Origin of the sequence: Pseudomonas alcaligenes, from assembly GCF_014490745.1 — a bacterium.
In the GTDB taxonomy this organism is placed as follows: Bacteria; Pseudomonadota; Gammaproteobacteria; order Pseudomonadales; family Pseudomonadaceae; genus Aquipseudomonas; species Aquipseudomonas alcaligenes_C.
On the sequence record NZ_LZEU01000001.1, the window covers coordinates 4,631,328 to 4,657,165 of the forward strand.

The window sequence follows — 25,838 nt, forward strand, 5'->3', positions numbered from 1 at the left end:
CCATGAGCAGTCAGTCGGCCGCCGGCCAGGACAGCAACTTCAGCAAGCTGCTGGGCATCGTCATCGACAAGGCCGAGAACGGCGAAGCCCAGGCGCGCATGAGCATGCAGGAGCACCTGCTCAACCTGCACGGGCGCATGCACGGCGGCGCGCTGTTCTCGCTGCTCGACACCACCCTAGGCCAGGCCAGTCACAGCCTGTTCGGCGGCGAGGCCGGCAGCATGACCCTGGAGTGCAAGGTCAACTACATCCGCGCGGTCGAGCAGGGCGAGATTCTCTGCACGGCCCGGGTGCTGAATGCCGGACGCAAGGTGCACGTGCTGGAAGCGCGCATCGAGCAGGCCGGCAAGCTGATCGCCACCGCCCAGGCCACCTTCATCTGCAAATAGCTGCCGGACAGGCGCAGCCCGTTATGCGCCCATTCCGCCAGACAGCAGAAAGTCGCTGGGAGATCACCCAGCGCCTTTCTCAGGATTGCGCCGCCCCCCACTGTCGGCGCATTCTCCCTTTCCGGTCAGGCCACCCGGCTAATCCGTGTTCCGACTTGCAAGCGCCGTATCCACCCCCATATAGGGGCGACCGTCGCGTAAAGGAATCACCATCTTGAGCGAGCTTTTCTCCCGCCGCCTGGCGTTGCTCGGCGAGGCTGCCGCCCTGCCCCTGCTGACCCAGAATCTGCACGGCATCGAACGCGAATGCCTGCGCGTCACCGCCGAAGGCAACCTGGCGCAGAGCGAACACCCGCGCGCCCTGGGCTCGGCCCTGACCCATCCGCAGATCACCACCGACTATTCCGAGTCGCTGCTGGAGTTCATCACCCCAGCCGAGCCTAATCCGGCCGATACCATCGCCGAGCTGGAACGCATCCACCGTTTCGCCAGCAGCCAGCTGGATGGCGAATACCTGTGGAGCCCGTCGATGCCCGGCCTGCTGCCGGACGAGGCGGACATCCCGATCGCCCGCTACGGCAGCTCCAATATCGGCCGCCTCAAGTATGTCTACCGCCAGGGCCTGGCCCTGCGCTACGGCAAGACCATGCAGTGCATCGCCGGCATCCACTACAACTTCAGCCTGGCCGAAGGGCTGTGGCCGCTGCTACAGCAGCTGGATGGCGATACCCAGAGCGCCCGCGACTACCAGTCGGCCAGCTACATCGCGCTGATCCGCAACTTCCGCCGCTACAGCTGGCTGCTGATGTACCTGTTCGGTGCCTCGCCGGCGCTCGACGCCAGCTTCCTGCGCGGCCGCCCGCACCAGCTGCAGCAGCTCGACGCCGACACCCTGTTCCTGCCCTACGCCACCAGCCTGCGCATGAGCGACCTGGGCTACCAGAGCAGCGCCCAGTCCGGCCTCACCCCCTGCTACAACGACCTGGCCAGCTACACCGAGAGCCTGCGCGCGGCGGTGGCCACGCCCTACCCGGCCTATGCCGAGATCGGCACCAAGAACGCCGCCGGCGAGTGGCTGCAGCTCAACAGCAACATCATCCAGATCGAGAACGAGTACTACTCGAGCATCCGCCCGAAACGCGTCACCTATTCCGGCGAACGGCCGATCCAGGCCCTGATGAGCCGTGGCGTGCAGTACGTGGAAGTACGCTGCCTGGACATCAACCCCTACCTGCCGCTGGGCATCGACCTGGATCAGGCGCGCTTCCTCGACATCTTCGTACTGTTCTGCGCCCTGCAGGACAGCCCGCTGCTGGCCAGCGGCGTGTGCCGCGCCAGCACCGAGAACTTCCTCAAGACGGTCAAGGAAGGCCGCCGCCCGGGCCTGCACCTGCAGCGCGACGGCGAGCAGGTTGAACTCAAGGTGTGGGCCGGCGAGCTGCTGAACAGCTTCGCGCCGATTGCCCAGCTGCTCGACCGCGCCTATGGCGGCGACGCCTTCCAGACCGCCCTGCACCTGCAGCGGCGCAAGGTCGACGACCCGGCACTGACCCCCTCGGCCCAGGTACTGGCCGAACTGCGCGAAACCGGTGAAAGCTTCCGCGCCATGGCCCTGCGCCATAGCCAGGAGCACGCGGCGACCTTCCGCGCCCAGCCGCTGAGTGCCGAGGAGCGCAGCGCTTTCGAAGCGATGGCCCGTCAGTCGCTGGCCGAGCAGGCCGAACTGGAAAGCGCCGAGGCCGGCGACTTCGATACCTTCGTCGCTGCCTACCAGGCCAGCATTCTCGGCATAGGCGTTTGAAATCAACGGGATGACTGACGGGCATGGGCAATTAAGGGCAGCCCGTCACAAAACCGCCAGTTTGACCGTTCGGCGCTGACCAGCGGCACGCGGCGCTCTGCGCCGGGGGCTAACCTGTGTGGGAAACCCGCATTGGCCACGCCCGATGACGCCGCCCGACGAACACGACAGCGAAGACCGCCACTGGAGCCTGGAAAGCCTCAACAAGGCCTACCAGCAAGGCTACATGAGCGGCCTTACTGGCCAACCGCAACACCAGCAACCCTACCCGGCCGAGGTCATGGCCGCGGCCTGGGAAGCCGGCTGGGACGATGGCAACGAGCAGTTCAAGCTGCACCAACGCCGCAGCGCCTGAACCGCCTACAGCCGACGCCACAAAAAGGGCCGCAATCGCGGCCCTTGGTATTTCTGCCTGCACGGCATCAGGAAGCTTCTTCAGACAGTCAGCGATTTGGTGACACAGCCTGCCTGTCTATTGCCGGACTCTGGATTCCCGCCTTCGCGGGAATGACGAGGCACGGGGATAGCACAAAAGTAAGCCCCCCACTCCGTCATTCCCGCGCAGGCGGGAATCCAGGAAGACCCCAACCAGCCTCTACAGCGCCTTCTCGAAGATCTTTGAATTGCGCTGATAGTTGTACAGCGAGGCCCTGGCCGCCGGCAGGCGCTCGACGCTGCTCGGCTCGAAGCCGCGCTCCTGGAACCAGTGGGCGGTACGGGTGGTGAGCACGATCAGGGTCTTCAGGCCCTGCTCGCGGGCGCGCTCCTCGATGCGCTCGAGCAGCTCGTCGCCACGCCCGCCATGGCGGTATTCCGGGCTCACCGCCAGGCACGCCAGCTCGCCGGTGGCCGAATCGGCAATCGGATAGAGCGCGGCGCAGGCGATGATCAGGCCGTCGCGCTCGACGATGCTGAACTGCTCGATCTCGCGCTCCAGCACCTCGCGCGAACGGCGCACCAGGATGCCCTGATCCTCCAGCGGGGTGATCAGGTCGATCAGCCCGCCAACGTCCTCGATGGTCGCCTCGCGCAGCGACTCGAACTGTTCCTGGTCGACCAGGGTGCCGCCGCCGTCGCGGGTGAACAGTTCGGTGAGCAGCGAACCGTCCTCCATGTAGCTGACGATATGGCTGCGCTTGACCCCGGCCCGGCAGGCCTGGGCGGCAGCATCCAGCAATTCGGCCTGGTAGCAGGCACCGAGCCGCGCCAGGTGCGCCGGCACCTGTTGCGGGCGCAGCTCGCGCACCAGCTTGCCGCTCTCGTCGATCAGCCCGCGCTCGGCGGAAAACAGCAGCAGCTTGTCGGCCTGCAGGTCGATGGCGGCGCGGGTGGCGACGTCCTCGCAGGCCAGGTTGAAGATTTCCCCGGTGGGCGAATAGCCGAGCGACGACAGCAGGACGATGCTGCGCTCGTCGAGCAGGCGGTTGATGCCCTTGCGGTCGACCCGCCGTACCTCGCCGGTGTGGTGGTAGTCGACGCCATCGAGCACGCCGATCGGCCGTGCGGTGACGAAGTTGCCGCCGGTCACCCGTAGGCGCGAGCCCTGCATCGGCGAGGCGGCGATATCCATCGACAGGCGCGCCTCGATAGCGATGCGCAGCTGGCCGACGGCGTCGATCACGCACTCCAGGGTCGGCCCGTCGGTGATGCGCAGGTTGTTGTGGTAGCGCGGCGTCAGGCCACGTTCGGTCAGGCGCGCCTCGATCTGCGGGCGCGAGCCGTGCACCAGCACCAGGCGTACGCCGAGGCTGTGCAGCAGCACCAGGTCGTGGACGATATTGCCGAAATTCGGGTGTTCGACGCCTTCGCCGGGCAGCATGACCACGAAGGTGCAGTCCCGGTGGGCATTGATATAGGGCGTGGCGTGGCGCAGCCAGTTGACGTAGTCGTGCATGAAAAAGCCTGTCGAGCGAAGGGTGGACGAGCGATGGAAAGCCTCCCCGCGGGGGGAAGAGGGAATCGACCTAGCTTCGTCGCAACATCAGAGGCTCCTTCATGGCTCAGACAGATGACAGGCAGTAGTGCTGGATCAGTTGGCGCAGCAGGCGCACCGTCGGCTCCAGGCGCGCCAGCTCGAGAAACTCGCCGGGCTGGTGGGCACAGGCGATATCGCCGGGGCCGAGAACGATGGTCTCGCAACCGAGCTGCTGAAGATACGGCGCTTCGGTACCAAATGCCACCGCCTGCGCCGCATGCCCGGTGAGCTTCTCGGCCAGGCGCACCAGCTCGCTGTCGGCGCTCTGCTCGAAGGGCGGCACGTTGGCGAACAGCGGGGCGAAGTCGATCTTGACCTGGTGCCGTTCGGCCAGCGGCTGCAGGCGCGTACGGATCGCCGCGCGCAGCTGCTGCGGATCCATGCCCGGCAGCGGGCGCAGGTCGAACTCCAGCGAACACTGGCCGCAGATACGGTTGGGGTTGTCGCCGCCGTGGATGCAGCCGAGGTTGAGGGTCGGTTGCGGCACGCCGAACTGCGGGTTGTTGAACTCGCGCTGCCACTGGGTGCGCAGGGCGCGCAGCTCGCCCATGGCGTCGTGCATGGCCTCCAGGGCGCTGTGGCCGAGACTCGGGTCGGAGCTGTGGCCGCTCTGGCCGAGGATATCGATGCGTTCCATCATCACGCCCTTGTGCAGGCGGATCGGCTTGAGTCCGGTCGGTTCGCCGATCACCGCAGCGCGGCCCAGCGGCTTGCCGGCAGCAGCCAGGGCCCGGGCGCCGGCCATCGAACTCTCCTCGTCGCAGGTGGCGAGGATCAGCAGCGGCTGCTTGAACGGCTGGTCGAGCAGGCCGCGTACCGCCTCGATCACCAGCGGGAAGAAGCCCTTCATGTCACACACGCCGAGACCGACCCAGCGATCACCCTGCTCGGTCAGCTGGAGCGGGTCGCTCTGCCATAGGGCGGCGTCGAAGGGCACGGTGTCGCTGTGGCCGGCCAGCACCAGGCCACCAGGGCCGCTGCCATAGCTGGCCAGCAGGTTGGCCTTGCCCGGCGCGATCTCCTGGATCTCGCAGGCGAAGCCCAGATCGCCAAGCCAGCCGGCCAGCAGGTCGATCACCGCGCGGTTGGACTGATCCCAGTGCGGCTGGGTGCAGCTCACCGACGGCGTGGCGATCAGCGCGGCGAATTGATCCTTGAGGCTAGGCAATGGCATCGGCGTTCTCCTTGAGAACCTGTCTAAAGTCTGCTGCGCGTCGGCCCTGCTGCGTTAAAAACAGACTCGGAATGCTCATGTACAAAAGTACACTCCGCTTCCTCGCCTGCTTGACCAGCCGGAGGCTGTTACTAACGTAGCGCCTTGCATGGCTCTAGCTCGCGAGACTTTCAACAGGTTCTGATAGCCCATCATAGGGCCAGTGGCGCCCCGACGAAACCGCCAGCGCGGCGCGCCGGCGCCTTGTCCTGTAAACTGCACGGCACTGGCAGCCACCTCCGCGCTGCGTCCGAATGCGCCCCTTCCCATGCAGAAAGAAACCGAAATCAAGCTGCGCGTCAGCCGCGAAACCCTCGCCGCCCTGCGCGACCACCCGCTGCTGAAGAAGCGCAACAAGTCCGGCTGGGAGCAGCGCGAGCTGTTCAACCAGTATTTCGACACCCTCGACCGTGACCTGGCCCAGGCCAAGGTGGCGCTGCGCCTGCGCCGTGACGGCGAGCAGTTCATCCAGACCCTGAAGACCCGCGGCCAGAGCATGGCCGGTCTGTCCGAGCGCAACGAGTGGGACTGGTACCTGCCCAAGGCCAAGCTGGACATCAAGAAGCTCGACGCCGAGTGCTGGCCGGCCAGCCTGGCCGAACTGGACAAGAAGCAGCTCAAGCCGATCTTCACCACCGACTTCGTCCGCCAGAAGGCCGAGATCGCCTGGGGCCGCGGCAAGGCCAAGGTGGTCATCGAGGCAGCCCTCGACCTAGGCAAGGTGATCGCCGGCGAAGGTGAGGAAGAAATCTGCGAACTGGAGCTGGAGCTGCGCGAAGGCGACCCGGCCGCCCTGCTGGAACTGGCCGCCGAGCTGGCCGCCGACCTGCCGCTGATGCCCTGCGATATCAGCAAGGCCGAGCGCGGCTACCGCCTGTTCGACTCCGCCAGCTACAGCCTGAGCCTGCCGGCGCCCGAGCTGAATCCCGAGCAGAGCCTCGACGACGCCTTCTGCGCTCTGGCCTGGCACCTGCTCGGCAGCAGCCAGCGCCTGGCCGAGCAGTACCGCTTCAACGGCCACTGGAAACTGCTCAGCCAGTGGCTGGAGAAACTGGTGGAACTGCGCGCCCTGCTCGGCAGCCTCGGACAAGCCGCACCACGCGCCTCCAGCCACGCCCTGCGCGAAGCGCTGGACGCCCTGCTGAGCGACTGGCGCCCACGCCTGCTGGCCGGCCAGGACAACGACAGCCTGCGGCAGAACGCCCCGGCGCTGTTCGCTGCCGAGCTGCAGGGCAACCGCTGGGGCCTGTTCTCGCTGAATCTGGCGCGCTGGCTGCTGGGCCGCACCTGGACGGTGGAGCGCAACAACCGCGGCAACCGCCAGGGCGCCGCCGTGCTGGGCAACTGGCTGCCGCACCTGCTTGCCGAAGAAGGCGCGGCGCTGCAGCTCAAGCGCTACCAGCAGCAACCGGAAGACCTCGCCGAACAGGTGCCGCGCATCGAGCGCATCCAGGTCTGGCTGCACCTGGCCCGGCATATCCTCGAGGTGCCCGAGCTCGACCGCCTGTACGGCGAGCTGGGCAAGCTGCACGCCCTGGCCCAGCAGGCGCTGGATGCCGAGGTGCTGGCCGCTCGGGTGGCACAGGCCCATACTGTGGCGACGCTCAAACCCTGGAAGCTGCTGGTGAAATAAGCTGCGCAGTCCACCTGCCACCGCATAGGGAGTCCCATGTCCGCTCTTGCTTCGCCTGCCCAGGATCGCTGGCTGGATCTCAACGACATCCTGCGCGACCTGGTTGCCCAGGGCCGGGTCTCCCAGGAGAGTGCCGAGAAATGCCTGATGCTGCGCCGTGGCTCGGGCAATGCGCAGCTGCATCCGCTGGAATTCCTCGCCGCCCAGCAGATCGACGACCTGCTGCGCCCGGGCAAGAAGCATGACCTGGAAGGCCTCACCGTGTGGCTGGCCAACCACGTCAACCAGCCCTACCTGCGCATCGACCCGCTGAAGATCGACGTCGCCGCCGTCACCCCGCTGATGTCCTATGCCTTCGCCCAACGGCACAAGATCCTTGCCGTGGCGGTAGACAGCGAGGCGGTCACCATTGCCAGCGCGCAGCCCTTCGTGCACGCCTGGGAAGCCAACCTGATCCACGTGCTCAAGCGCCCGATCAAGCGCGTGGTGGTCAACCCGGCCGACCTGCAGCGCTTCACCACCGAGTTCTACCGCCTGGCCCGCTCGGTCAGCGGCGCCAGCGCAGCCGACCAGAAACTCAGCGGCGTCGGCAACTTCGAGCAGCTGCTCAACCTCGGCGCCAGCGACCAGGAGCCAGACGCCAACGACGCGCACATCGTCAATATCGTCGACTGGCTGTTCCAGTACGCCTACCAGCAGCGCGCCAGCGACATCCATATCGAGCCACGGCGCGAGGCGGGTACCGTGCGTTTTCGCATCGACGGCGTGCTGCACAACGTCTACCAGTTCCCACCGCAGGTAACCATGGCGGTGGTCAGCCGCCTGAAGACCCTCGGGCGGATGAACGTGGCCGAGAAGCGCAAGCCGCAGGACGGCCGGATCAAGACCAAGACCCCGGACGGTGGCGAAGTCGAGCTGCGCCTGTCGACCCTGCCCACTGCCTTCGGCGAGAAGATGGTAATGCGGATCTTCGACCCCGAGGTGCTGCTGAAAAGCCCGGATCAGCTTGGCTTCTCCCCGGACGACCTGCGCCGTTGGGAAAGCATGACCTGCCAGCCCAACGGCATCATCCTGGTCACCGGCCCCACCGGCTCGGGCAAGACCACCACCCTGTACACCACGCTCAAGCAACTGGCCACCAGCGAAGTGAACGTCTGCACCATCGAAGACCCGATCGAGATGATCGAGGGCGCCTTCAACCAGATGCAAGTGCAGCACAATATCGACCTGAACTTCGCCGCCGGCGTGCGCGCGCTGATGCGCCAGGATCCGGACATCATCATGGTCGGCGAGATCCGCGACCTGGAGACCGCCGAGATGGCCATCCAGGCAGCGCTCACCGGTCACCTGGTGCTGTCCACTCTGCACACCAACGATGCCCCCAGCGCCATCAGCCGCCTGCTCGAGCTGGGCGTGCCGCACTACCTGCTCAAGGCCACCATCCTCGGCGTCATGGCCCAGCGCCTGGTACGTACCCTGTGCCCGCACTGCAAGGAGCCGGTACAGCTCGACGAGGCCGACTGGCAGAGCCTGACCGCGCCCTGGAGCGCGCCACTGCCAACCCAGGCGCACCGCGCCGTGGGCTGCCTGGAATGCCGCGAAACCGGCTACCGCGGGCGCGCCGGGGTGTACGAGATCATGCTGCTCAACGACGCGATCAAGCCGCTGATCAGCGCCGACACCGACCTCATCAGCCTGCGCCGCCACGCCTTCAAGGACGGCATGCGCAGCCTGCGCCTGTCCGGCGCGCAGAAGGTCGCCGCCGGCCTGACCACCATCGAGGAAGTGCTGCGCGTCACCCCGCAGAGCGAACAGAAGTAAGCGCTCGCGCCCAGGCGGGCGCGATCGTCATCATCCGTGCGAGAAAAAGGAGTCTTTCATGCAGATCGGCAGCTTCGTCTTCCTCTTCGTCGGCCTGGCCGTGGCCATCGTGTTCATGGGCTTCAAGGTGGTGCCGCAAGGCTACGAGTGGACGGTGGAACGCTTCGGCCGCTACACCAACACGCTCAAGCCGGGGCTGAACATCATCGTGCCGGTGATGGATCGCATCGGCCGCAAGCTCAACGTCATGGAAAGCGTGCTGGATATCCCGCCGCAGGAAGTGATCAGCGCCGACAACGCCATCGTGCAGATCGACGCCATCTGCTTCTTCCAGGTGATCAACTCGGCACAGGCGGCCTACGAGGTGAACAACCTCGAACACGCCATCCGCAACCTGGTGATGACCAATATCCGTACCGTGCTCGGCTCCATGGAGCTGGACGCCATGCTCAGCCAGCGCGACTCGATCAACGAGCGCCTGCTCAAGACCGTGGACGAAGCCACCGCGCCCTGGGGCATCAAGATCACCCGTATCGAGATCAAGGACATCACCCCGCCCACCGATCTGGTCGAGGCGATGGCCAGCCAGATGAAGGCCGAACGCCTCAAGCGCGCGCAGATCCTCGAAGCCGAAGGTTCGCGTTCGGCAGCCATCCTCACCGCCGAAGGCCACAAGCAGGCGCAGATCCTCAAGGCCGAGGGTGACCGCCAGGCTGCCTTCCTCGAGGCCGAGGCCCGCGAGCGCTCGGCCCAGGCCGAGGCGGCGGCGACCCAGGTGGTGTCCGCGGCCATTGCCGGCGGCAACGTGCAGGCGGTCAATTACTTCGTCGCGCAGAAATACGTCGAGGCCCTTGGCCAGCTGGCTTCGGCCAACAACAGCAAGGTGATCTTGATGCCACTGGACGCCAGCCAGGTGATCGGCGCGGTCGGCGGCATCGGCGAGATCGTCAAGGCCACTTTCGGCGACAAGAAAGCATGATCAGCTACCTGCAGCACCTCTCCTCCTGGGACTGGCTGGCCCTCGGCACCCTGCTGCTGATCCTCGAGGTGTTCGGCGCCGGCGGCTACCTGCTGTGGGTCGGCCTGGCCGCCGCCAGCCTCGGCGTGCTCACCTACCTGTTCCCGGCGCTGCCCTGGGCCTGGCAGTTCCTCCTGTTCGGCGTGCTCTCGGTGCTCACCGCGGTGTTCTGGTGGCAACGCCAGCGCAGCACCACGAAACCCTCGGACGCACCGGGGCTGAACCAGCGTGGCAGCGAGTTCCTCGGCCGCACCTTCGTGCTGCACGAGGCAATCGTCGGCGGGCGCGGCAAGATCAAGGCCGGCGACAGCCTGTGGCTGGTCAGCGGCGCCGACCTGCCGGCCGGCAGCGAGGTGCGGGTGATCGGCCAGGACGGTGTGCTGCTGCGGGTCGAAGCCGTCTAGGCGAGGACAGCCCATGCACGAACGGCAGCCACGCACGCCACAGGGCGCCCAGACCGGACTGGAAGACAGCGACCGGCGTGCGCTGATGAGCCTGATCTGCAAGGCCACCGGACTGACCATCGGTGCCTTCTCGCTGCTGCAGTTCAGCTCCGGCAACCACCTGTTCGCCAGCCTCGAGGTCATCACCTGCCTGGTTCTGCTGCTGGCCGGGCGCGGCATCCACAGCGCCCGCCGCCTGGAGCTGTGGATCTACCTCTACCTGCTGCCGACCTTCGCCTTCATCCTCTACATCAGCCTGATGCCGCGGGCCTCGGCCGTCGCCTTCGTGTGGATCTACCTGATGCCGGTGCTCTCCTACCTGCTGCTCGGCAAGCGCCGCGGCATGCACCTGGCCCTGCCCTTCATGCTCGCCGGCCTGCTACTCTACTACCTGCGCCACCCGTTGCCGGGCAGCGCGATGCAGTGGATCGATGCCGGCAACGCCATCCTCTGCGGCGCGCTGATCGTGGTCTTCGTCCACCTCTACGAGACGCGCCGGGCGGCGGTGTTCAGCGAGCTGCAGCGCCAGGCACAGACCGACCCGCTGACCGGTGCCGAGAGCCGCGGCCATTTCACCGCCGAGCTGCTGCGCGCACTCAAGGAAGCCGGGCGCAGCCAGAGCCCGCTGGTGGTGGCACTGATGGACATCGACCATTTCAAGTGCGTCAACGATCAGCATGGCCACGAGGCCGGCGACCATGCCCTGCGCCATGTCTGCGAGTTGCTCCAGGGGCGTCTGCGCAGCACCGACAGCCTCGGCCGGCTGGGCGGCGAGGAGTTCGGCCTGCTGCTGCGCAGTACCGATTCCGCCAGTGCCCTGGCATTGCTGGAGGATCTGCGCCAGCTGCTCTGCGCGCAGCCGCTGACCTACGCCGGCGCGACCATCGAGCTGTCGGCCACCTTCGGCCTCGCCGAATGGCCACGGGACGGCCAGAGCCCGGACGAGCTGTACCGCTGCGCCGACCGGCGCCTGTATCGCGGCAAGGAGCAGGGGCGCAACCGGGTAATCGGTGCCAGCCTGGCCGAGGCGACCTGAGCCAGCGCGGCAACTCGTCCGAAAACCGGAACTCCAGGCCGGCGCGGCACCTCTGAAGTCATAGGTACCGCTCACCAGGAGCTGCCCCATGTGCCCGTCCCGCCGCCTCGCCGTTCTCCTCCTGCTCGCCCTGCTCATCGCCCCGGTTCTGGCACACGCCGGATTCTGGCGCGACGTACTGTCCTCGGGCGCCCTCACCGCCTCCACCTACCTGACCGTCAAGGACGACAAACAGCGCCTGGCCACCCGCGACGAGGCCAGCGCCTTTGTTGCCAGTGCCGGGCAGATCCGCGGCGCCCACCTGCAGGCCGCGCTGCAGCGGCTGCGCGCCGAGCATCCGCAGTTGCAGGCCAGCGACGAGGAACTGGCCCAGGCCCTGCTGATCCAGGGCAGCGCGCCGCCGACGCACTAGTGATCGACTAGACTCCGGCGGTCGGATGCGCATGGAGAACAGGGATGTCGAAATCGATGCTGTGGCTGCTGCTAGCCGCACTACTGAGCGGCTGCGAGCTGCTGGCGCTGGATCGGCAGATGCGCACCGCGCAACAGACCCAGGTGCTGATTCCCGGCCACCTGGATGCGGCCGCCAGCCAGCCGGCGCTGGTCGCCCTGCTCAGCGACGGCCATCTGCAGGCCTACCGCAGCGTGCGCCCCGGCGGGTTGTTCTACTTCAGCGTGGCCGCTGGCGACTACCAGCTGCTGGCCTTCGAGGATCGCAACGGCAACCTGCGCCTGGATGCCGACGAGCCGCGCCACTGGCTGCCCAAGCCGCAGACCGCCCCCTTCCAGGTGCAGCCCAGCGCAGCCGAGCGCACTGCCCTCGGCCAGCTAAATCTGCTGCAGCCAACAGCGGCCGACGGCAGCCCGCTGCCAGCCATCGACCTCAGCCTTGATGCGCTCTATCGCGAGCTGCCGCGGGTGCGCCACAACTACCTGCAGGTGGTCGACTTCGACGACCCGCGCTTCTCCGCCGAGCGCACTGCCCAGGGCGCCTGGCAGCCGCTGGATTTCCTCAGCGAGGTCGGCTACGGCCTGTACCTGCTGGAGCCCTGGGACGCACACAAGGAACCGATCGTGCTGCTGCACGGCATCAACAGTTCACCGACCATCTGGCGCGAGCTGGCCGCCGGCATCGACCGTTCGCGCTTCCAGCTGCTGCTGTTCCACTACCCCTCGGGCCTGCCGCTGAACAACAGCGCCTACCTGCTCAGCGAGGCACTGCGCGACGTGCAGCTGCGCTTCGCACCCACCCGCCTGCACCTGTTCGCCCACAGCATGGGCGGCCTGGTGGCGCGGCGTACCGTGCAACTGCTGGAACCGGGCGGCGGCGCTGAGCCACTGTGCCTGCTGCTGACCCTGGCCACGCCCTGGGGTGGCCATCCATCGGCGGCTACCGGGGTGTCGCGGGTACCGCTGGACGTGCCGGTGTGGCGCGACATGGCGCCCGGCAGCCCCTATCTGCAGCAGCTGTTCGCCAAGCCACTGGACGAGCATATCCGCCAGTGGCAGCTGGTCGCCTATGCCGGCAACAGCCGGATGATCGCCCAGCCCAACGACGGCACCGTGCCGCTGGCCAGCGAGCTGCTGCCGGCCGCCCAGGACGAGGCCGAGCGCCTGTACCTGGTGGAGGAGAACCACACCGGCATCATGCACAGCGCGCGCAGCCAAGCCCTGCTGCAGCGGGCGCTGGATTCATTGCCCGCGGATGGCTGCGCGCCCGGGCGATAGACGACCTTGTAGGAGCGAGCTCTGCTCGCGAAACGGGCAACGGCGGTACCGTTCGCGAGCAGAGCTCGCTCCTACAGAACAATGATGCGCTGTGGCGGAAACAAAGAGGCCGCCCAGTGGGGCGGCCTCTTTGTCAGCGCGACGGTTTACTCGCGGTAGTCATCCATCGGCACGCAGGCGCAGAACAGGTTGCGGTCGCCGTAGACGTTGTCCACCCGGTTCACCGCCGGCCAGTACTTGTGCGCACGGGTGTGCGCAGACGGCGTCACCGCCACCTCGATGCTGTACGGGCGCTCCCATACCCCGGTCACGTCGGCCAGGCTGTGCGGCGCGCGCTTGAGCGGGTTGTCCTCGGCCGGCCATTCGCCGCTGGCGACTTTGCCGATCTCGGCGCGGATGCTCAGCATCGCCTCGATGAAGCGATCCAGCTCTTCCTTGGACTCGCTCTCGGTCGGCTCGATCATCAGCGTGCCCGGTACCGGGAAGCTCATGGTCGGTGCGTGGAAGCCGTAGTCCATCAGGCGCTTGGCCACGTCTTCCTCGCTGATCCCGGTTTCCGCCTTGAGCGGACGCAAATCCAAGATGCATTCATGCGCGACACGGTCGTTACGGCCGGTGTAGAGCACCGGGAAGGCGCCGGTCAGCTGGCTGGCCAGGTAGTTGGCGTTGAGGATCGCCACTTCGGTGGCGTCGGCCAGTTGCGGGCCCATCATGGCGATGTACATCCAGCTGATCGGCAGGATGCTCGCGCTGCCCCAGGGTGCGGCGCTGACTGCCGTGTTCTGCGGATTCGGGCCTTGCAGCTCGATCACCGGGTGGTTGGCCACGAAGGGCGCCAGGTGCGCGCGCACACCGATCGGGCCCATGCCCGGGCCGCCACCGCCATGCGGGATGCAGAAGGTCTTGTGCAGGTTCATGTGCGACACGTCGGCGCCGATATCGGCCGGACGGGCCAGACCAACCTGGGCGTTGAGGTTGGCGCCGTCCATATACACCTGACCGCCGGCGGCGTGGATCACCTCGCAGATTTCGCGAATGCCTTCCTCGTACACACCGTGGGTGGACGGGTAGGTGATCATCAGGCAGGCCAGCTTGTCGCCGGCCTCGGCCACCTTGGCCTTGAGGTCGTCCATGTCGACGTTGCCGGCGGCGTCACAGTCCACCACCACCACGCGCATGCTCAGCATCTGCGCGGTGGCCGGGTTGGTGCCGTGGGCCGAAGCCGGGATCAGGCAGATGTCGCGGTGCTCGTCGCCGCGGCTCTGGTGGTACTTGCGGATCGCCAGCAGGCCGGCGTACTCGCCCTGGGCGCCGGAGTTGGGCTGGGTGCAGATGGCGTCGAAGCCGGTGATGGCGCGCAGCCACTCTTCCAGCTCGTCGATCATCAGCTTGTAGCCGACAGCCTGCTCGACCGGCACGAAGGGGTGCAGGTTGGCGAATTCCGGCCAGGTGATCGGAATCATCTCGCTGGTGGCGTTGAGCTTCATGGTGCAGGAGCCCAGCGGGATCATCGACTGGTTGAGCGCCAGATCCTTGTTCTCCAGGCGCTTGAGGTAGCGCAGCATGGCGGTTTCGCTGTGGTGCGTGTTGAACACCGAGTGGCTCAGGTAGGCCGAGCTGCGCAGCAGGCCGCTGGGGATGCCCTGCGGCAGTTCACCGGCGTCCAGCTCGGCCACCGACAGGCCGTGATCGGCGCCGAGGAAGATCGCCAGCAGTTGCTCGACGGTCTGCTCGTCGCAGGTCTCGTCCAGGCTCACGCCGAGCTTGCCGCGACCGAGGATGCGCAGGTTGATGCGCGCCGCCTTGGCCGACTCCAGCACAGCGGTCTGGATGCCGCCGACGTCCAGGGTCAGGGTGTCGAAGAAGTGCTGGTTGACCCGCTGGATGCCCTTCTGCTGCAGGCCGGCGGCAAGGATCGCAGTCAGCCGGTGCACGCGCTGGGCGATGCGCTTGAGGCCTTGCGGGCCGTGGTACACCGCGTAGCAGCTGGCGATGTTGGCCAGCAGTACCTGCGAGGTACAGATGTTGGAGTTGGCCTTCTCGCGGCGGATATGTTGCTCACGGGTCTGCAGGGCCATGCGCAGCGCGGTGTTGCCACGGGCGTCCTTGGACACGCCGATGATGCGCCCCGGCATGGCGCGCTTGTAGGCGTCGCTGGTGGCGAAGAATGCCGCGTGCGGGCCGCCGTAGCCCATCGGCACGCCGAAGCGCTGGGCCGAACCGAACACCACGTCGGCACCCAGCTCACCCGGCGGGGTCAGCAGCAGCAGGCTGAGCAGGTCGGCGGAGACGCAGGCCAGGGCGTTCTGCTCGTGCAGCTGCTGGATCAGCGGGCGCAGGTCATGGATTTCGCCGTGGGTGTCCGGGTACTGCAGCAGGGCACCGAATACCTGATGCTGGCCCAGTTCGCTCAGCGGGCCGACCACCACCTCGAGACCGAAGCCATCGGCGCGGGTCTGTACCACCGAGATGATCTGCGGGTGGCAGTTCTCGTCGACGAAGAACAGATTGCTCTTCGACTTGGCCACGCGCTTGGCCAGGGCCATGGCTTCGCCGGCGGCGGTGGCTTCGTCGAGCAGCGAGGCGCTGGCCAGATCCAGGCCGGTGAGGTCGATGGTCAGCTGCTGGAAGTTCAGCAGCGCTTCCAGGCGGCCCTGGGCGATTTCCGGCTGGTAGGGGGTGTAGGCGGTGTACCAGCCCGGGTTCTCCAGCACGTTGCGCAGGATCACCGTCGGGGTGAGAGTGCCGTGGTAGCCCATGCCGATCAGGCTGGTCCACTGCTGGTTCTGCTCGGCATAGCCCTTGAGCTTGGCCAGGGCAGCGCGCTCGTCCAGCGCCACCGGCAGATCCAGCGGGCGATTCAGGCGAATGGCCGGCGGCACGGTCTGCACGATCAGTTCGTCGCGGCTGGCCACGCCAAGGGCGGACAGCATGGCCTGCTGCTCGCCGGCGTCCGGGCCGAGGTGACGACGAAGGAAGGCATCGGGCTGGTGCAGCTGGGCGAGACTGGGCGTCTGGGACATGGCGGGACTCTCGGAAAATGACAGAGCCTCGACTAGCGAGGCTCGACAGCGGAAATCGTCAGGCCGCGCAGCAGGCGCGGCGCTTGAACTCAGGCGTCGGCGGAGCTGGCGGCTTGATAGCCGGCGGCGTCGAGCAGGCCGTCCAGGTCGGCGGCGTTGTTCGGCTTGAGCTTGAAGAACCAGGCGTTGTAGGGCTCGCCGTTGACCAGCTCGGGGCTGTCGGACAGCGCCTCGTTGACCGCGACCACTTCACCGGCGATCGGTGCGTAGATGTCCGAGGCGGCCTTCACCGACTCCACCACACCGGCTTCCTGGCCAGCGGCCAGTTGCTTGCCAACTTCCGGCAGCTCGACGTAGACCACGTCGCCCAGGGCTTCCTGAGCGTGGTCGGAGATGCCCACGGTGACGGTACCGTCGGCTTCCAGGCGGGCCCACTCGTGGCTGGCGGCGTAACGCAGATCGGCGGGGATATTGCTCATGTCGGATTCCTCGAAATCAGGGAGCGGAAGACCCGCCCGGAAAAATTAGCAGTTCAAAGCCAGTCACGATTTAGCGAGCTAGAACCAGGCAAGGCAGCAACGAGTGAAGAAGCGCAGTTTACTAGTGTAAATGAGCATTCTGAACTCGCTGCCAACGCCGCATGGCCGACGCGCAGCAAATCGTGGAGTCAGATAACGGCCTTGCCGTTGCGCACGAAATTCGCCTGCACGACGCGTACCGGGTACCACTTGCCGCGAATTTCCACCTCGGCGCGTTCGCCGGTAGCGGCCGGCACGCGGGCCAGGGCGATGGATTTGCCCAGGGTCGGCGAGAAGCTGCCACTGGTGATCTCGCCTTCGCCGACGCCGTCGATGCGCACCACCTGGTGGGCACGCAGCACGCCGCGCTCTTCCAGCACCAGGCCGACCAGCTTGGGCTGGTCGCCGGCAGCGCGCTGGCTTTCCAGGGCGCTGCGGCCGACGAAGTTGCGCTCGGCCGGCTCCCAGGCGATGGTCCAGGCCATGTTGGCGGCCAGCGGCGACACATCGTCGGTCATGTCCTGGCCGTACAGGTTCATCCCGGCTTCCAGGCGCAGGGTGTCGCGCGCACCGAGGCCGATCGGGGCGATGCCGGCGCCGACCAGTTCGGCGAGGAAACCGGCGGCCTCGGCGGCCGGCAGCATGATTTCCAGGCCGTCTTCACCGGTGTAGCCGGTGCGGGCGATGAACCAGTCGCCTTCCGGCAGGCCCTGGAACACCTTGAGTTCGTTGATTATCGCGGCACGCGCAGCACTGACCAGCTCGGCGGTCTTGGCGCGGGCGTTGGGGCCCTGGATGGCGAGCATGGCCAGCTCGGCGCGCTCGCTCAGGGTGACGTCGAAGCCGGCGGTCTGCTGCTGCATCCAGGCCAGATCCTTGTCACGGGTGGCGGCGTTGACCACCACGCGGTAGCCCCAGTCGGTGAGGTAGACGATGAGGTCGTCGATCACCCCGCCATGCGGGTTGAGCATGCCGCTGTAGAGCGCCTTGCCCGGGGTCTTCAAGCGTTCGACGTCGTTGGCCAGTAGGTACTGCAGCCAGGCCTTGGCCTGGGGGCCGGTGACGTCGACCACGGTCATGTGGGATACGTCGAACACGCCGCAGTCACGACGCACCTGATGGTGCTCCTCGACCTGCGAGCCGTAGTGCAGTGGCATGTCCCAGCCACCGAAATCGACCATCTTGGCGCCGAGCGCCAGATGCTGTTCGTACAGAGGGGTACGCTGTCCCATGGAAAACTCCTTGTGCTAGACGCCCGCCCGCGCCGGCCGTGGCCTGCAGCGGAAGCGGGTTGCATGGTCGGGCTGCGTCGGCAGGCGCGCATTGTAGCCCCGCAAAGGCGTCTGGTCATCTCGCAAAATGACCGCCCAGTCCGCTCGCGCCAGGCCTAGTGCCCCGGCTGGCGGGCCGAGCGACGAATCAGGCCGATCACCGGCAACAGGCCGACCAGCACCAGGCTCAGCGCCGGCAGTGCGGCACGCGCCCATTCGCCTTCGCTGGTCATCTCGAAGATGCGCACCGCCAGGGTGTCCCAGCCGAAGGGGCGCATCAGCAGGGTGGCGGGCATTTCCTTGAGCACGTCGACGAACACCAGCAGCGCGGCGGACAGCGCGCCCGGTACCAGCAACGGCAGGTAGACCCGCAGGAACAGCGCCGGGCCGCCGACGCCGAGGCTGCGCGCGGCCTGCGGCAGCGACGGGCGAATCCGCGCCAGGCTGCTTTCCAGCGGCCCGTAGGCCACCGCCATGAAGCGCACCAGGTAGGCCAGCAGCAGCGCCACCAGGCTGCCCAGCAGCAGGGGCTGGCCGGCACCGCCGAACCAGTTCGACAGCGGGATCACCAGCTGTTTGTCGAGGTAACTGAAGGCCAGCATGAGCGCCACCGCCAGCACCGAGCCGGGCAAGGCATAGCCGAGGTTGGCCAGGCTCACCGCGCCGCGCACCGGGCGGGTCGGCGCCAGGCGGCGGGCGAAGGCCAGCAACAGCGCCACCGCCACCGTGACCAGCGCGGCCAGGCCGCCAAGGTAGAGGGTGTGCAGGATCAGGCCGACATAGCGCTCGTCCAGGTCGAAGCGGCCACGCTGCCAGAACCACACCAGCAGCTGCAGCAGCGGCACCACGAAGGCGCAGGCGAACACCAGGCCGCACCAGCCGCTGGCCAGCACCGCCTTCCAGCCATGCAGGTGATACAGCACCTGGCCGCGCGGGCGCTCGTTGCTGGGCCGGCTGGCACCGCGGGCACGGCGCTCGCCATACAGCACCAGCAGCACGGCGAGCAGCAGCAGGCTGGCCAGCTGGGTGGCGCTGGACAGGCTGTAGAAGCCGTACCAGGTCTTGTAGATGGCCGTGGTGAAGGTATCGAAGTTGAACACCGCCACCGCGCCGAAATCGGCCAGGGTCTCCATGATCGCCAGCGCCAGGCCGGCGCCGATGGCCGGCCGCGCCATCGGCAGGGCGACGTGCCAGAACGCCTGCCAGGGGCTCTGCCCGAGCACCCGCGCCGCCTCCATCAGGCCCTTGCCCTGGGCCAGGAAGGCGCTGCGCGCGAGCAGGTAGACATAGGGATAGAACACCAGCACCAGGACGATGATCACCCCGCCGGTGGAACGCACCCGCGGCAGGCGGATGCCCATGCCGAACCACTCGCGCAGCAGGCTCTGCAGCGGCCCGGAAAAATCGAACAGGCCGATGAAGACGAAGGCCAGCACATAGGCGGGGATGGCGAACGGCAGCATCAGCGCCCAGTCCAGCCAGCGCCGCCCGGGAAACTCGCAGAGGCTGGTGAGCCAGGCCAGGCTGACGCCGAGCAGGGTCACCCCGCAACTGACGCCCAGCACCAGCACCAGGGTGTTGCCGAGCAGGCGCGGCATCTGGGTGGCCCACAGGTGCGCCCAGATTTCCTGATCGATCTGCTGCCAGGACAGCAGCAGCACCGACAGCGGCAGCAGCACCAGCGCGGCGATGGCGAAGCTGATCGGGTACCAGCGGCGCTGAACGGAATGGGCCACGCAGACTCCTTGGCGGTACAAACGAAACGCCCCGGCGGGCCGGGGCGTCGAGTATAGCGACTGGCAGAACTCGCGATTGAACGAGCCGAGGCCATTTTTAGCCCAGAATGGGCAACCCGCGGCTTAGTTCCAGCCGACCCGATCCATCATCTTGATCGCCTCGGCCTGGCGCTTGCCGGCCACCTCGACCGGGATGGTGTCGGCCTTGAACGCACCCCAGGCCTGTACTTCGGCAGACGGCTTGACCGCCGGGTTGGCCGGGAACTCCTGGTTGATGTCGGCGAACAGGCTCTGCGCCTCGGCCGTGGTCATCCACTCCACCAGCTGCTTGGCCGCTGCGGCGTGCGGCGCGTGCTTGGTCAGGCCGACACCGGACAGGTTGACGTGCACCCCGCGGTCACCCTGATTCGGCCAGAACAGCTTGGCGCGCAGTTCGGGATTGGCCTGGTGCAGGCGCCCGTAGTAGTAGCTGTTGACGATGCCGACGTCGCACTGGCCGGCATCCACGGCGAGGATCACCGCGTTGTCGTCGGCAAACACGTCGGTGGCCAGGTTGTTGATCCAGCCCTGCAGGATCTGCTCGGCCTTGGCCGCACCGTGGGTCTCGATCAGGGTGGCGGTGAGCGACTGGTTATAGACCTTCTTGCCGGTGCGCAGGCACAGGCGACCTTCCCAGTTGCTGTCGGCCAGCGCCTCGTAGGTGCTCAGCTCGCTCGGCTGCACGCGGTCGGTGGAATAGACGATGGTGCGCGCACGCAGCGACAGGCCCGCCCAGGCATGGCTGCTGGAGCGGTACTGCGGCGGAATGTTGGCATCGATCAGCGGCGACTCGATGGGCTGCAGGATGCCCATCTGCTCGGCCTGCCACAGGTTACCGGCATCCACGGTGATCAGCAGGTCGGCCACGCCGTTGTCGCCCTCGGCCTTGATGCGCTGCATCAGCGGCGCCTCCTTGTCGGTGATGAACTTGATGTTCACCCCGGTCTTGGCCGTGTAGGCGTCGAATACCGGCTTGATCAGCTCGTCGATGCGCGAGGAATACACCACCACTTCCTCGGCAGCGTGCGCGGCGGTGACGGCAGCACTCAGGGCCAGGGCGGCGAACAGGCGTGGGCGAAGCGACATGGGCAGGACTCTCGTGGCTGCGAAAGCCATGAATGATAGTCAGTCTCAGCTGCGAGCTGTAGGGCTATCTTAAAACCAAGTGTTTCGCCGAGGCGGCGCAGTGCCGCAGGGCGGGTGAAACCCGCACTTGCCGCACCCGCAGAAATCTCCGCCCGCGGGCTTCACCCGCCCTACAGGCTGGCCAGCGGCGGCAGATCACCAACCAGACCGAGGGCCTGGCGGACGAACAGGGCCTTGGCCTCCGGCAGCTCGTCGACCCAGTTCAGGCCACTGTTGCGCAGCCAGCGCAGCGGCAGCGGGTCGGCCTGGAACAGGCGCTCGAAGCCTTCCATCGCCGCCATCATCGCCAGGTTGTGCGGCATGCGGCGGCGCTCGTAACGGCTCAGTACACGTACGTCATTCGGCTGCTCGCCACGCTCCAGCGCATGCAGCAGCACATCGGCCAGCACTGCGGCATCGAGGAACCCCAGGTTGACCCCCTGCCCCGCCAGCGGGTGGATGCTGTGGGCGGCGTCGCCGATCAGTGCCAGGCCGCTTTCCACATAGCGCTTGGCATGACGCTGGCGCAACGGGATGCACAGGCGCGGGTCGACCTGGCTGACTTCGCCCAGGCGCCATTCGAAGGCCTTGCCCAGTTCATGGCGGAAGGCCAGGTCATCCAGCGCCATCAGGCGCTCGGCCTCGGCCGGTACGGTCGACCAGACGATCGAGCACCAGTGCTGGTCGTCGCCGCGCTGCAGCGGCAGGAAGGCCAGCGGGCCGTCGTCGGTGAAGCGCTGCCAGGCCGTGCGCTGGTGCGGGCGGGCGCAGCGCACGCTGGTGACGATGGCGTGGTGCAAGTAATCCCACTCGCGGGTAGCGCAGCCGGCCAGGCGGCGTACCGCCGAGTTGGCGCCGTCGGCGGCCACCAGCAGCGGTGCGCGCAGCTCGCGACCGTCGGCCAGGGTCAGCAGCCAGCCGTCGCCGCTGCGACGCAGCTGTTCCAGGCGGGCATTGGCGAGCAGGCCGATATCGCTGTCATGCAGGCGCTCGAGCAGGGCGTCCTGCACCACGCGGTTCTCGACTATGTGGCCGAGCGATTCGGCATGCACGCTGGCGGCGGAGAAATGCACGCTGCCGGTGCCGGAGCCGTCCCACACCTGCATGTCGCGGTAGGGCGAGGCGCGCCGCGCGACGATGCCATCCCAGACGCCGAGGCGTTCGAGAATGCGCTGGCTGGCGGCGGACAGGGCGCTGACCCGCGGCTCGAAGGCCGCATCGGCGGCAAACGGCTTAACGCTGAGCGGGCCGCCATCGACCACCAGGATCTCCAGGCCGCTGTGCTCCAGGGCCAGGGCCAGGGCACTGCCGACCATGCCGGCACCAACGATGATCAGATCCGCTTGCATGGGCTGTCCTTATCCCGCCTGCCGCACACGCGGCTTGAGGCGTACGTAGAGGGTCTTGTGCGCGGTGGCCACCAGGGTGCCGGCCGCGTCGCGGATATCCACCTGCAGCTCGGGCAGGTATTTCTCGCCACCGGCGGTCTTCTCGCGGATCTGCGCCAGCAGGGCGTCGTCGATACGGAAGTCGGCATACACCGGGCCCTTGCCCGGAGTGATGAAGTCGATGCTGGCGGCCTTGTCCCAGACGATGTAGTCATCGCCCAGCAGCGGCATCAACAGCAGCATGTAGAAGGGGTCGACCATGCTGTACAGCGAACCGCCGAACTGGGTGCCGACGAAGTTGCGGTTGTACCAGCGCAGCGCCATCTTCACCCGCGCCTGGCGGCAGTCCGGGCTGATCTGCTGCACGCGGATGCCGGCGCCGATATAGGGCGGGTAGAGGTTCAGGCCCAGGCGCAGCAGGCGGGCGCGGCGCGCCAGTTTACGGTCACTCATCAAACAGTCTCACAGCGAACGGGTACCCAGGCCCATGGCCTGGCGAGCGAACCAGCGCTTGGCTGGCGGCAACAGATCGAGGCCGAGCAGACCGAGGGTACGCCCGGCAACTAGCAGCGACTCGCCACGGCCGAACAGGCGCGGCAGACGGTCGGAGAAACCCACGGTCAGCGCCTGATCCTGCTGCTGGCGCGCCAGGTAGCGCTGCAGAGTGGCGAAGTCGCCGAGCGGCGCCGGGCTGTCCAGCAGGGTCTCGGCCAGCACCAGGGTGTCGCGCAGCGACAGGTTGTAGCCCTGCCCCGCCACCGGGTGCAGGCTGTGCGCGGCATTGCCCAGCACCACCAGGTGCGGGCGGGCCTGCTCGCTGGCCTCGACCAGCGCCAGTGGATACAGATGGCGGGCGCCAACCTGGCGCAAGGCGCCCAGGCGATAGCCGAAGGCTTCCTGCAGTTCGCCGAGGAAGGCCGCATCAGGCAGGTTGAGCAGACGCTCAGCGTCTACCGGCGGGCGCGTCCACACCAGCGCGCAGCGGTTGTCGGCCAGTGGCAGCAGGGCCAGCGGGCCGTCGCTGGTGAAGCGTTCGAAGGCCTGGCCGCCGTGGGGCTCGGCCGGGCTGACGTTGGCGATCAGTGCGCACTGGTCGTAAGGCGTGTGTTTGACTGCAATGCCCAGCTGCTCGCGCAGGCCGGAGCGGCCGCCATCGGCCAGCACGGCCAGATCGCAGTCGATCTGGCTGTCGTCGTTCAGGGTCAGGCGGTAGCCGTCACCCAGCGCCTGCAGGCGGGTGACTTCGGCCGGGCAGCGCCAGCTCACCACTTCGGGGTCGAGGGCCTGCCACAGACAGTGGCCGAGCCAGGCGTTCTCCACCACATAGCCCAGCGCCGGCACGCCTTCGTCCGTCGCCTGCAGGCGGGTGGCGCCGAGACGGCCGCGATCGGAAACGTGGATCTGGCTGATCGGCTCGGCGCGCTGGCCGATCGCGCCCCACAACCCCAAGCGCTCGTAGAGCTGCCGGCTGCCGTAGGACAGTGCAGTGGAACGGGCATCGTAGCTGGGCTGGTAACCCTCGCCGGGAGCGAACGGCTCGACCAGCAGGATGCGCCAGCCACGCGCCTTGGCGCCGGCCTGCAGGGCCAAGGCCAGGCTGGCGCCAACCAGGCCACCGCCAACGATGGCCAGTTGCACGCGACTCATGGGCTCAGGCGGCCTGGCTGCGCGCAGCCGCCATCAGCGCTTCGATCTCGGCGACCGTTTTCGGCACGCCGGTGGTGAGGATTTCGCAACCGCTCTTGGTCACCACCACGTCGTCCTCGATGCGTACGCCGATGCCGCGCCACTTCTTGGCCACGTTCTGGTTGTCGACGGCGATGTAGATGCCCGGTTCGACGGTCATGCACATCCCCGGCTCGAGCACGCGCCACTCGCCGCCGACCTTGTATTCGCCGACATCGTGCACGTCCATGCCCAGCCAGTGGCCGGCACGGTGCATGTAGAAAGGCTTGTAGGCTTCGCTGGCGATCAGCGCCTCAACCTCGCCTTCGAGCAGGCCCAGATCGACCAGGCCGGCGGTGATCACCCGCACAGTGGCCTCGTGGGCCTCGTTCCAGTGCTTGCCCGGGGCGATGTGCTTGAACGCCTCCTCGTTGGCCTTGAGCACCAGCTCGTAAATGGCCTTCTGCTCGGCCGAGAAACTGCCGCTGACCGGGAAGGTGCGGGTGATGTCGCTGGCGTAGCAGTCGATCTCGCAGCCGGCGTCGATCAGCACCAGGTCGCCATCCTTGAGCGGCGCGTCGTTCTCGCGGTAGTGCAGGATGCAGGCGTTCTTGCCGGCGGCGACGATCGAGCCATAGGCCGGCATCTTCGCCCCGCCCTTGCGGAACTCGTAGTCCAGCTCGGCTTCCAGGTGGTACTCGGCGAGGCCGGCACGGCTGGCCTGCATGGCGCGGATATGGGCACGGGCGGAGATTTCCGCGGCCTCGCGCATGACTTTCACTTCATTGGCCGACTTGTACAGGCGCATGTCGTGCAGCACATGGTCGAGGGCGACGAATTCGTTGGGCGGCGTCGCACCCTGGCGCGCCTTGGAGCGGATCACGTTGATCCACTCCATCAGCCGGTGGTCGAATTCCTGGTTGCGACCGATGCCGTAGTAGACCCGCTCGCGGCCTTCGATCAGCCCCGGGAGGATGTCGTCAATATCGCCGATGGGGAAGGCATCGTCGGCGCCGAAGGCACTGATGGCGCCATCCTGGCCGGCGCGCAGGCCGTCCCACAGCTCACGCTCCGGGTCGCGCTCGCGGCAGAACATCACGTATTCGCCATGGGCCCGGCCGGGGATCAGCACCAGCACCGCTTCCGGCTCGGGGAAGCCACTGAGGTACTGGAAGTCGCTGTCCTGGCGGTAGATATGCTCGACATCGCGGTTGCGGATGTACACCGGCGCCGCCGGCAGGATGGCGATGCTGTTGGGCTCCATCTGCTCCATCAGCGCCTTGCGCCGACGGGCGTATTCCGACTTGGGGATGCTGACCATGGCGTTGATGACCTTAATGCAGGGAAGGTTTGGCGGCCGCGGCCGGAGCCTTGGCACACTCGGTGAACAGCAGCAGCGGCGCGACGCGCAGGTACTCCATCACTTCCATGTAGTCGTTCTCGCCGTCCTCGGACTCTTCCAGGGCGCTCTGCACCTGGGAAATGGCCGACAGATCCTGCAGCACTTCCATCGCCTCGGCGCTGAGCGCGGCATTGCCGAGGGTCATGCCGAAACCGTCGATGAAACCCTGGCACCACTGGCCCAGGGCCTTGGCCCGCTCGACCAGCGGCGCCTCGTCAGCGGGCAGCAGCAGCACCAGGGTGATGTCGCTGCCGGACAGTTCGCCTTTGACCATTTCCTGCAGGCCGATCAGCGCCTGGCGCACGCTGTCCGCCGGTTCGCCACCGAGCAGTTCGGCGGCATCCTGCAGCCAGGGCTCGGCCTCGAAGCCGGCACCGGCGCAGCTGCGACCGAGCAACAGGCCGTGCAGTTCGGCCGGGGAAACGGGTTTGCCGGTGCTTGCCAGAAGGGCGGCAAAGGCGTCGTAAGGGGAGTTCGAAGTCGACATGGGCAACTAGGCGCTGCGAGGCGCAATCACTAGAATGGAGGCTTCGTATCCTAGCACCGGCAGGCGCGGCAAGACCATCGAAGGCATGCGGCAGCCAGTCGCGCCCGGCCTCGAGAATCGCGACCCG

22 protein-coding genes are annotated in these 25,838 nt (G+C 67.2%); 10 read left to right on the forward strand and 12 right to left on the reverse strand.

All coding sequences use genetic code 11. The features are described from left to right. Positions 1–2 precede the first annotated feature (2 nt). From A9179_RS21225 to rmf, 3 genes are all read left to right on the forward strand, one after another. On the forward strand, positions 3–389 hold the full coding sequence (locus A9179_RS21225) for a PaaI family thioesterase (protein ID WP_187808176.1): 387 nt from the start codon (positions 3–5) through the stop codon (positions 387–389). 214 nt (positions 390–603) lie between these two features. Continuing rightward, the gene (gene gshA, locus A9179_RS21230) at positions 604–2,190 is read left to right on the forward strand and encodes a glutamate--cysteine ligase (RefSeq protein WP_187808177.1); all 1,587 of its coding nucleotides are present in this window, start codon (positions 604–606) and stop codon (positions 2,188–2,190) included. A 145-nt stretch (positions 2,191–2,335) separates the two neighbouring features. After that, a complete protein-coding gene (rmf, locus tag A9179_RS21235; RefSeq protein WP_187808178.1) occupies positions 2,336–2,545 on the forward strand; it encodes a ribosome modulation factor in 210 nt (69 codons plus the stop codon). 240 nt (positions 2,546–2,785) lie between these two features. On the opposite strand, the gene argA is transcribed toward rmf, so the two are convergent. After that, entirely contained in the window at positions 2,786–4,084 is a 1,299-nt protein-coding gene (argA, locus tag A9179_RS21240) for an amino-acid N-acetyltransferase (RefSeq protein ID WP_187808179.1), read from the reverse strand. 106 nt (positions 4,085–4,190) lie between these two features. Next, the gene (gene argE / locus A9179_RS21245; RefSeq protein ID WP_187808180.1) at positions 4,191–5,339 is read right to left on the reverse strand and encodes an acetylornithine deacetylase; all 1,149 of its coding nucleotides are present in this window, start codon (positions 5,337–5,339) and stop codon (positions 4,191–4,193) included. A 307-nt stretch (positions 5,340–5,646) separates the two neighbouring features. Between argE and A9179_RS21250 the strand changes: the two genes are divergently transcribed. The 7 genes from A9179_RS21250 (at position 5,647) to A9179_RS21280 (ending at position 13,057) form a co-directional block, all read left to right on the forward strand. Then, entirely contained in the window at positions 5,647–7,011 is a 1,365-nt protein-coding gene (locus A9179_RS21250) for a CYTH domain-containing protein (RefSeq protein ID WP_187808181.1), read from the forward strand. Positions 7,012–7,047: 36 nt separating this feature from the next. Next, positions 7,048–8,832 carry a type IV pilus assembly ATPase TfpB gene (gene tfpB, locus A9179_RS21255; RefSeq protein ID WP_187808182.1) on the forward strand — a complete coding sequence of 595 codons (1,785 nt, stop codon included), beginning with the start codon at positions 7,048–7,050 and terminating at the stop codon, positions 8,830–8,832. A 58-nt stretch (positions 8,833–8,890) separates the two neighbouring features. Beyond that, complete coding sequence (locus A9179_RS21260; RefSeq protein ID WP_187808183.1) at positions 8,891–9,811, forward strand: SPFH domain-containing protein; 921 nt, start codon at positions 8,891–8,893, stop codon at positions 9,809–9,811. Then, positions 9,808–10,254 (forward strand): NfeD family protein, encoded by a 447-nt coding sequence (locus A9179_RS21265; RefSeq protein ID WP_187808184.1) that lies wholly within the window; start codon positions 9,808–9,810, stop codon positions 10,252–10,254. Before A9179_RS21260 ends, A9179_RS21265 begins: the two co-directional genes overlap by 4 nt. 13 nt (positions 10,255–10,267) lie before the next feature. Then, positions 10,268–11,329, forward strand: a complete 1,062-nt coding sequence (locus tag A9179_RS21270) for a GGDEF domain-containing protein (protein ID WP_187808185.1) — start codon at positions 10,268–10,270, stop codon at positions 11,327–11,329. An 88-nt stretch (positions 11,330–11,417) separates the two neighbouring features. Then, positions 11,418–11,741 (forward strand): DUF2388 domain-containing protein, encoded by a 324-nt coding sequence (locus tag A9179_RS21275; protein ID WP_187808186.1) that lies wholly within the window; start codon positions 11,418–11,420, stop codon positions 11,739–11,741. A gap of 44 nt (positions 11,742–11,785) precedes the next feature. After that, positions 11,786–13,057, forward strand: a complete 1,272-nt coding sequence (locus tag A9179_RS21280) for an esterase/lipase family protein (RefSeq protein ID WP_187808187.1) — start codon at positions 11,786–11,788, stop codon at positions 13,055–13,057. A 146-nt stretch (positions 13,058–13,203) separates the two neighbouring features. On the opposite strand, the gene gcvP is transcribed toward A9179_RS21280, so the two are convergent. The 10 genes from gcvP to A9179_RS21330 all read right to left on the reverse strand — a co-directional run bounded on the left by gcvP (position 13,204) and on the right by A9179_RS21330 (position 25,711). Further along, complete coding sequence (gene gcvP / locus A9179_RS21285; protein WP_187808188.1) at positions 13,204–16,080, reverse strand: aminomethyl-transferring glycine dehydrogenase; 2,877 nt, start codon at positions 16,078–16,080, stop codon at positions 13,204–13,206. An 89-nt stretch (positions 16,081–16,169) separates the two neighbouring features. Continuing rightward, on the reverse strand, positions 16,170–16,559 hold the full coding sequence (gene gcvH / locus A9179_RS21290) for a glycine cleavage system protein GcvH (RefSeq protein ID WP_187808189.1): 390 nt from the start codon (positions 16,557–16,559) through the stop codon (positions 16,170–16,172). Between the two features lie 188 nt (positions 16,560–16,747). Next, positions 16,748–17,830: a glycine cleavage system aminomethyltransferase GcvT gene (gene gcvT, locus A9179_RS21295; protein WP_187808190.1), complete on the reverse strand. Its 1,083-nt coding sequence runs from the start codon at positions 17,828–17,830 to the stop codon at positions 16,748–16,750. 155 nt (positions 17,831–17,985) lie between these two features. Further along, positions 17,986–19,605: an ABC transporter permease gene (locus A9179_RS21300; protein ID WP_187808191.1), complete on the reverse strand. Its 1,620-nt coding sequence runs from the start codon at positions 19,603–19,605 to the stop codon at positions 17,986–17,988. A gap of 123 nt (positions 19,606–19,728) precedes the next feature. Beyond that, on the reverse strand, positions 19,729–20,730 hold the full coding sequence (locus A9179_RS21305) for an extracellular solute-binding protein (RefSeq protein ID WP_187808192.1): 1,002 nt from the start codon (positions 20,728–20,730) through the stop codon (positions 19,729–19,731). Positions 20,731–20,900: 170 nt separating this feature from the next. Continuing rightward, on the reverse strand, positions 20,901–22,118 hold the full coding sequence (locus A9179_RS21310; protein ID WP_187808193.1) for a 2-octaprenyl-3-methyl-6-methoxy-1,4-benzoquinol hydroxylase: 1,218 nt from the start codon (positions 22,116–22,118) through the stop codon (positions 20,901–20,903). Between the two features lie 9 nt (positions 22,119–22,127). After that, the gene (locus A9179_RS21315) at positions 22,128–22,613 is read right to left on the reverse strand and encodes a DUF4442 domain-containing protein (protein WP_187808194.1); all 486 of its coding nucleotides are present in this window, start codon (positions 22,611–22,613) and stop codon (positions 22,128–22,130) included. Between the two features lie 6 nt (positions 22,614–22,619). Next, positions 22,620–23,804, reverse strand: coding sequence for a 2-octaprenyl-6-methoxyphenyl hydroxylase (gene ubiH / locus A9179_RS21320; RefSeq protein WP_187808195.1), 1,185 nt, complete (start codon positions 23,802–23,804; stop codon positions 22,620–22,622). A 4-nt stretch (positions 23,805–23,808) separates the two neighbouring features. Beyond that, the gene (pepP, locus tag A9179_RS21325; protein WP_187808196.1) at positions 23,809–25,143 is read right to left on the reverse strand and encodes a Xaa-Pro aminopeptidase; all 1,335 of its coding nucleotides are present in this window, start codon (positions 25,141–25,143) and stop codon (positions 23,809–23,811) included. Positions 25,144–25,156: 13 nt separating this feature from the next. After that, a complete protein-coding gene (locus A9179_RS21330) occupies positions 25,157–25,711 on the reverse strand; it encodes a YecA/YgfB family protein (RefSeq protein ID WP_187808197.1) in 555 nt (184 codons plus the stop codon). Positions 25,712–25,838 lie beyond the last annotated feature (127 nt).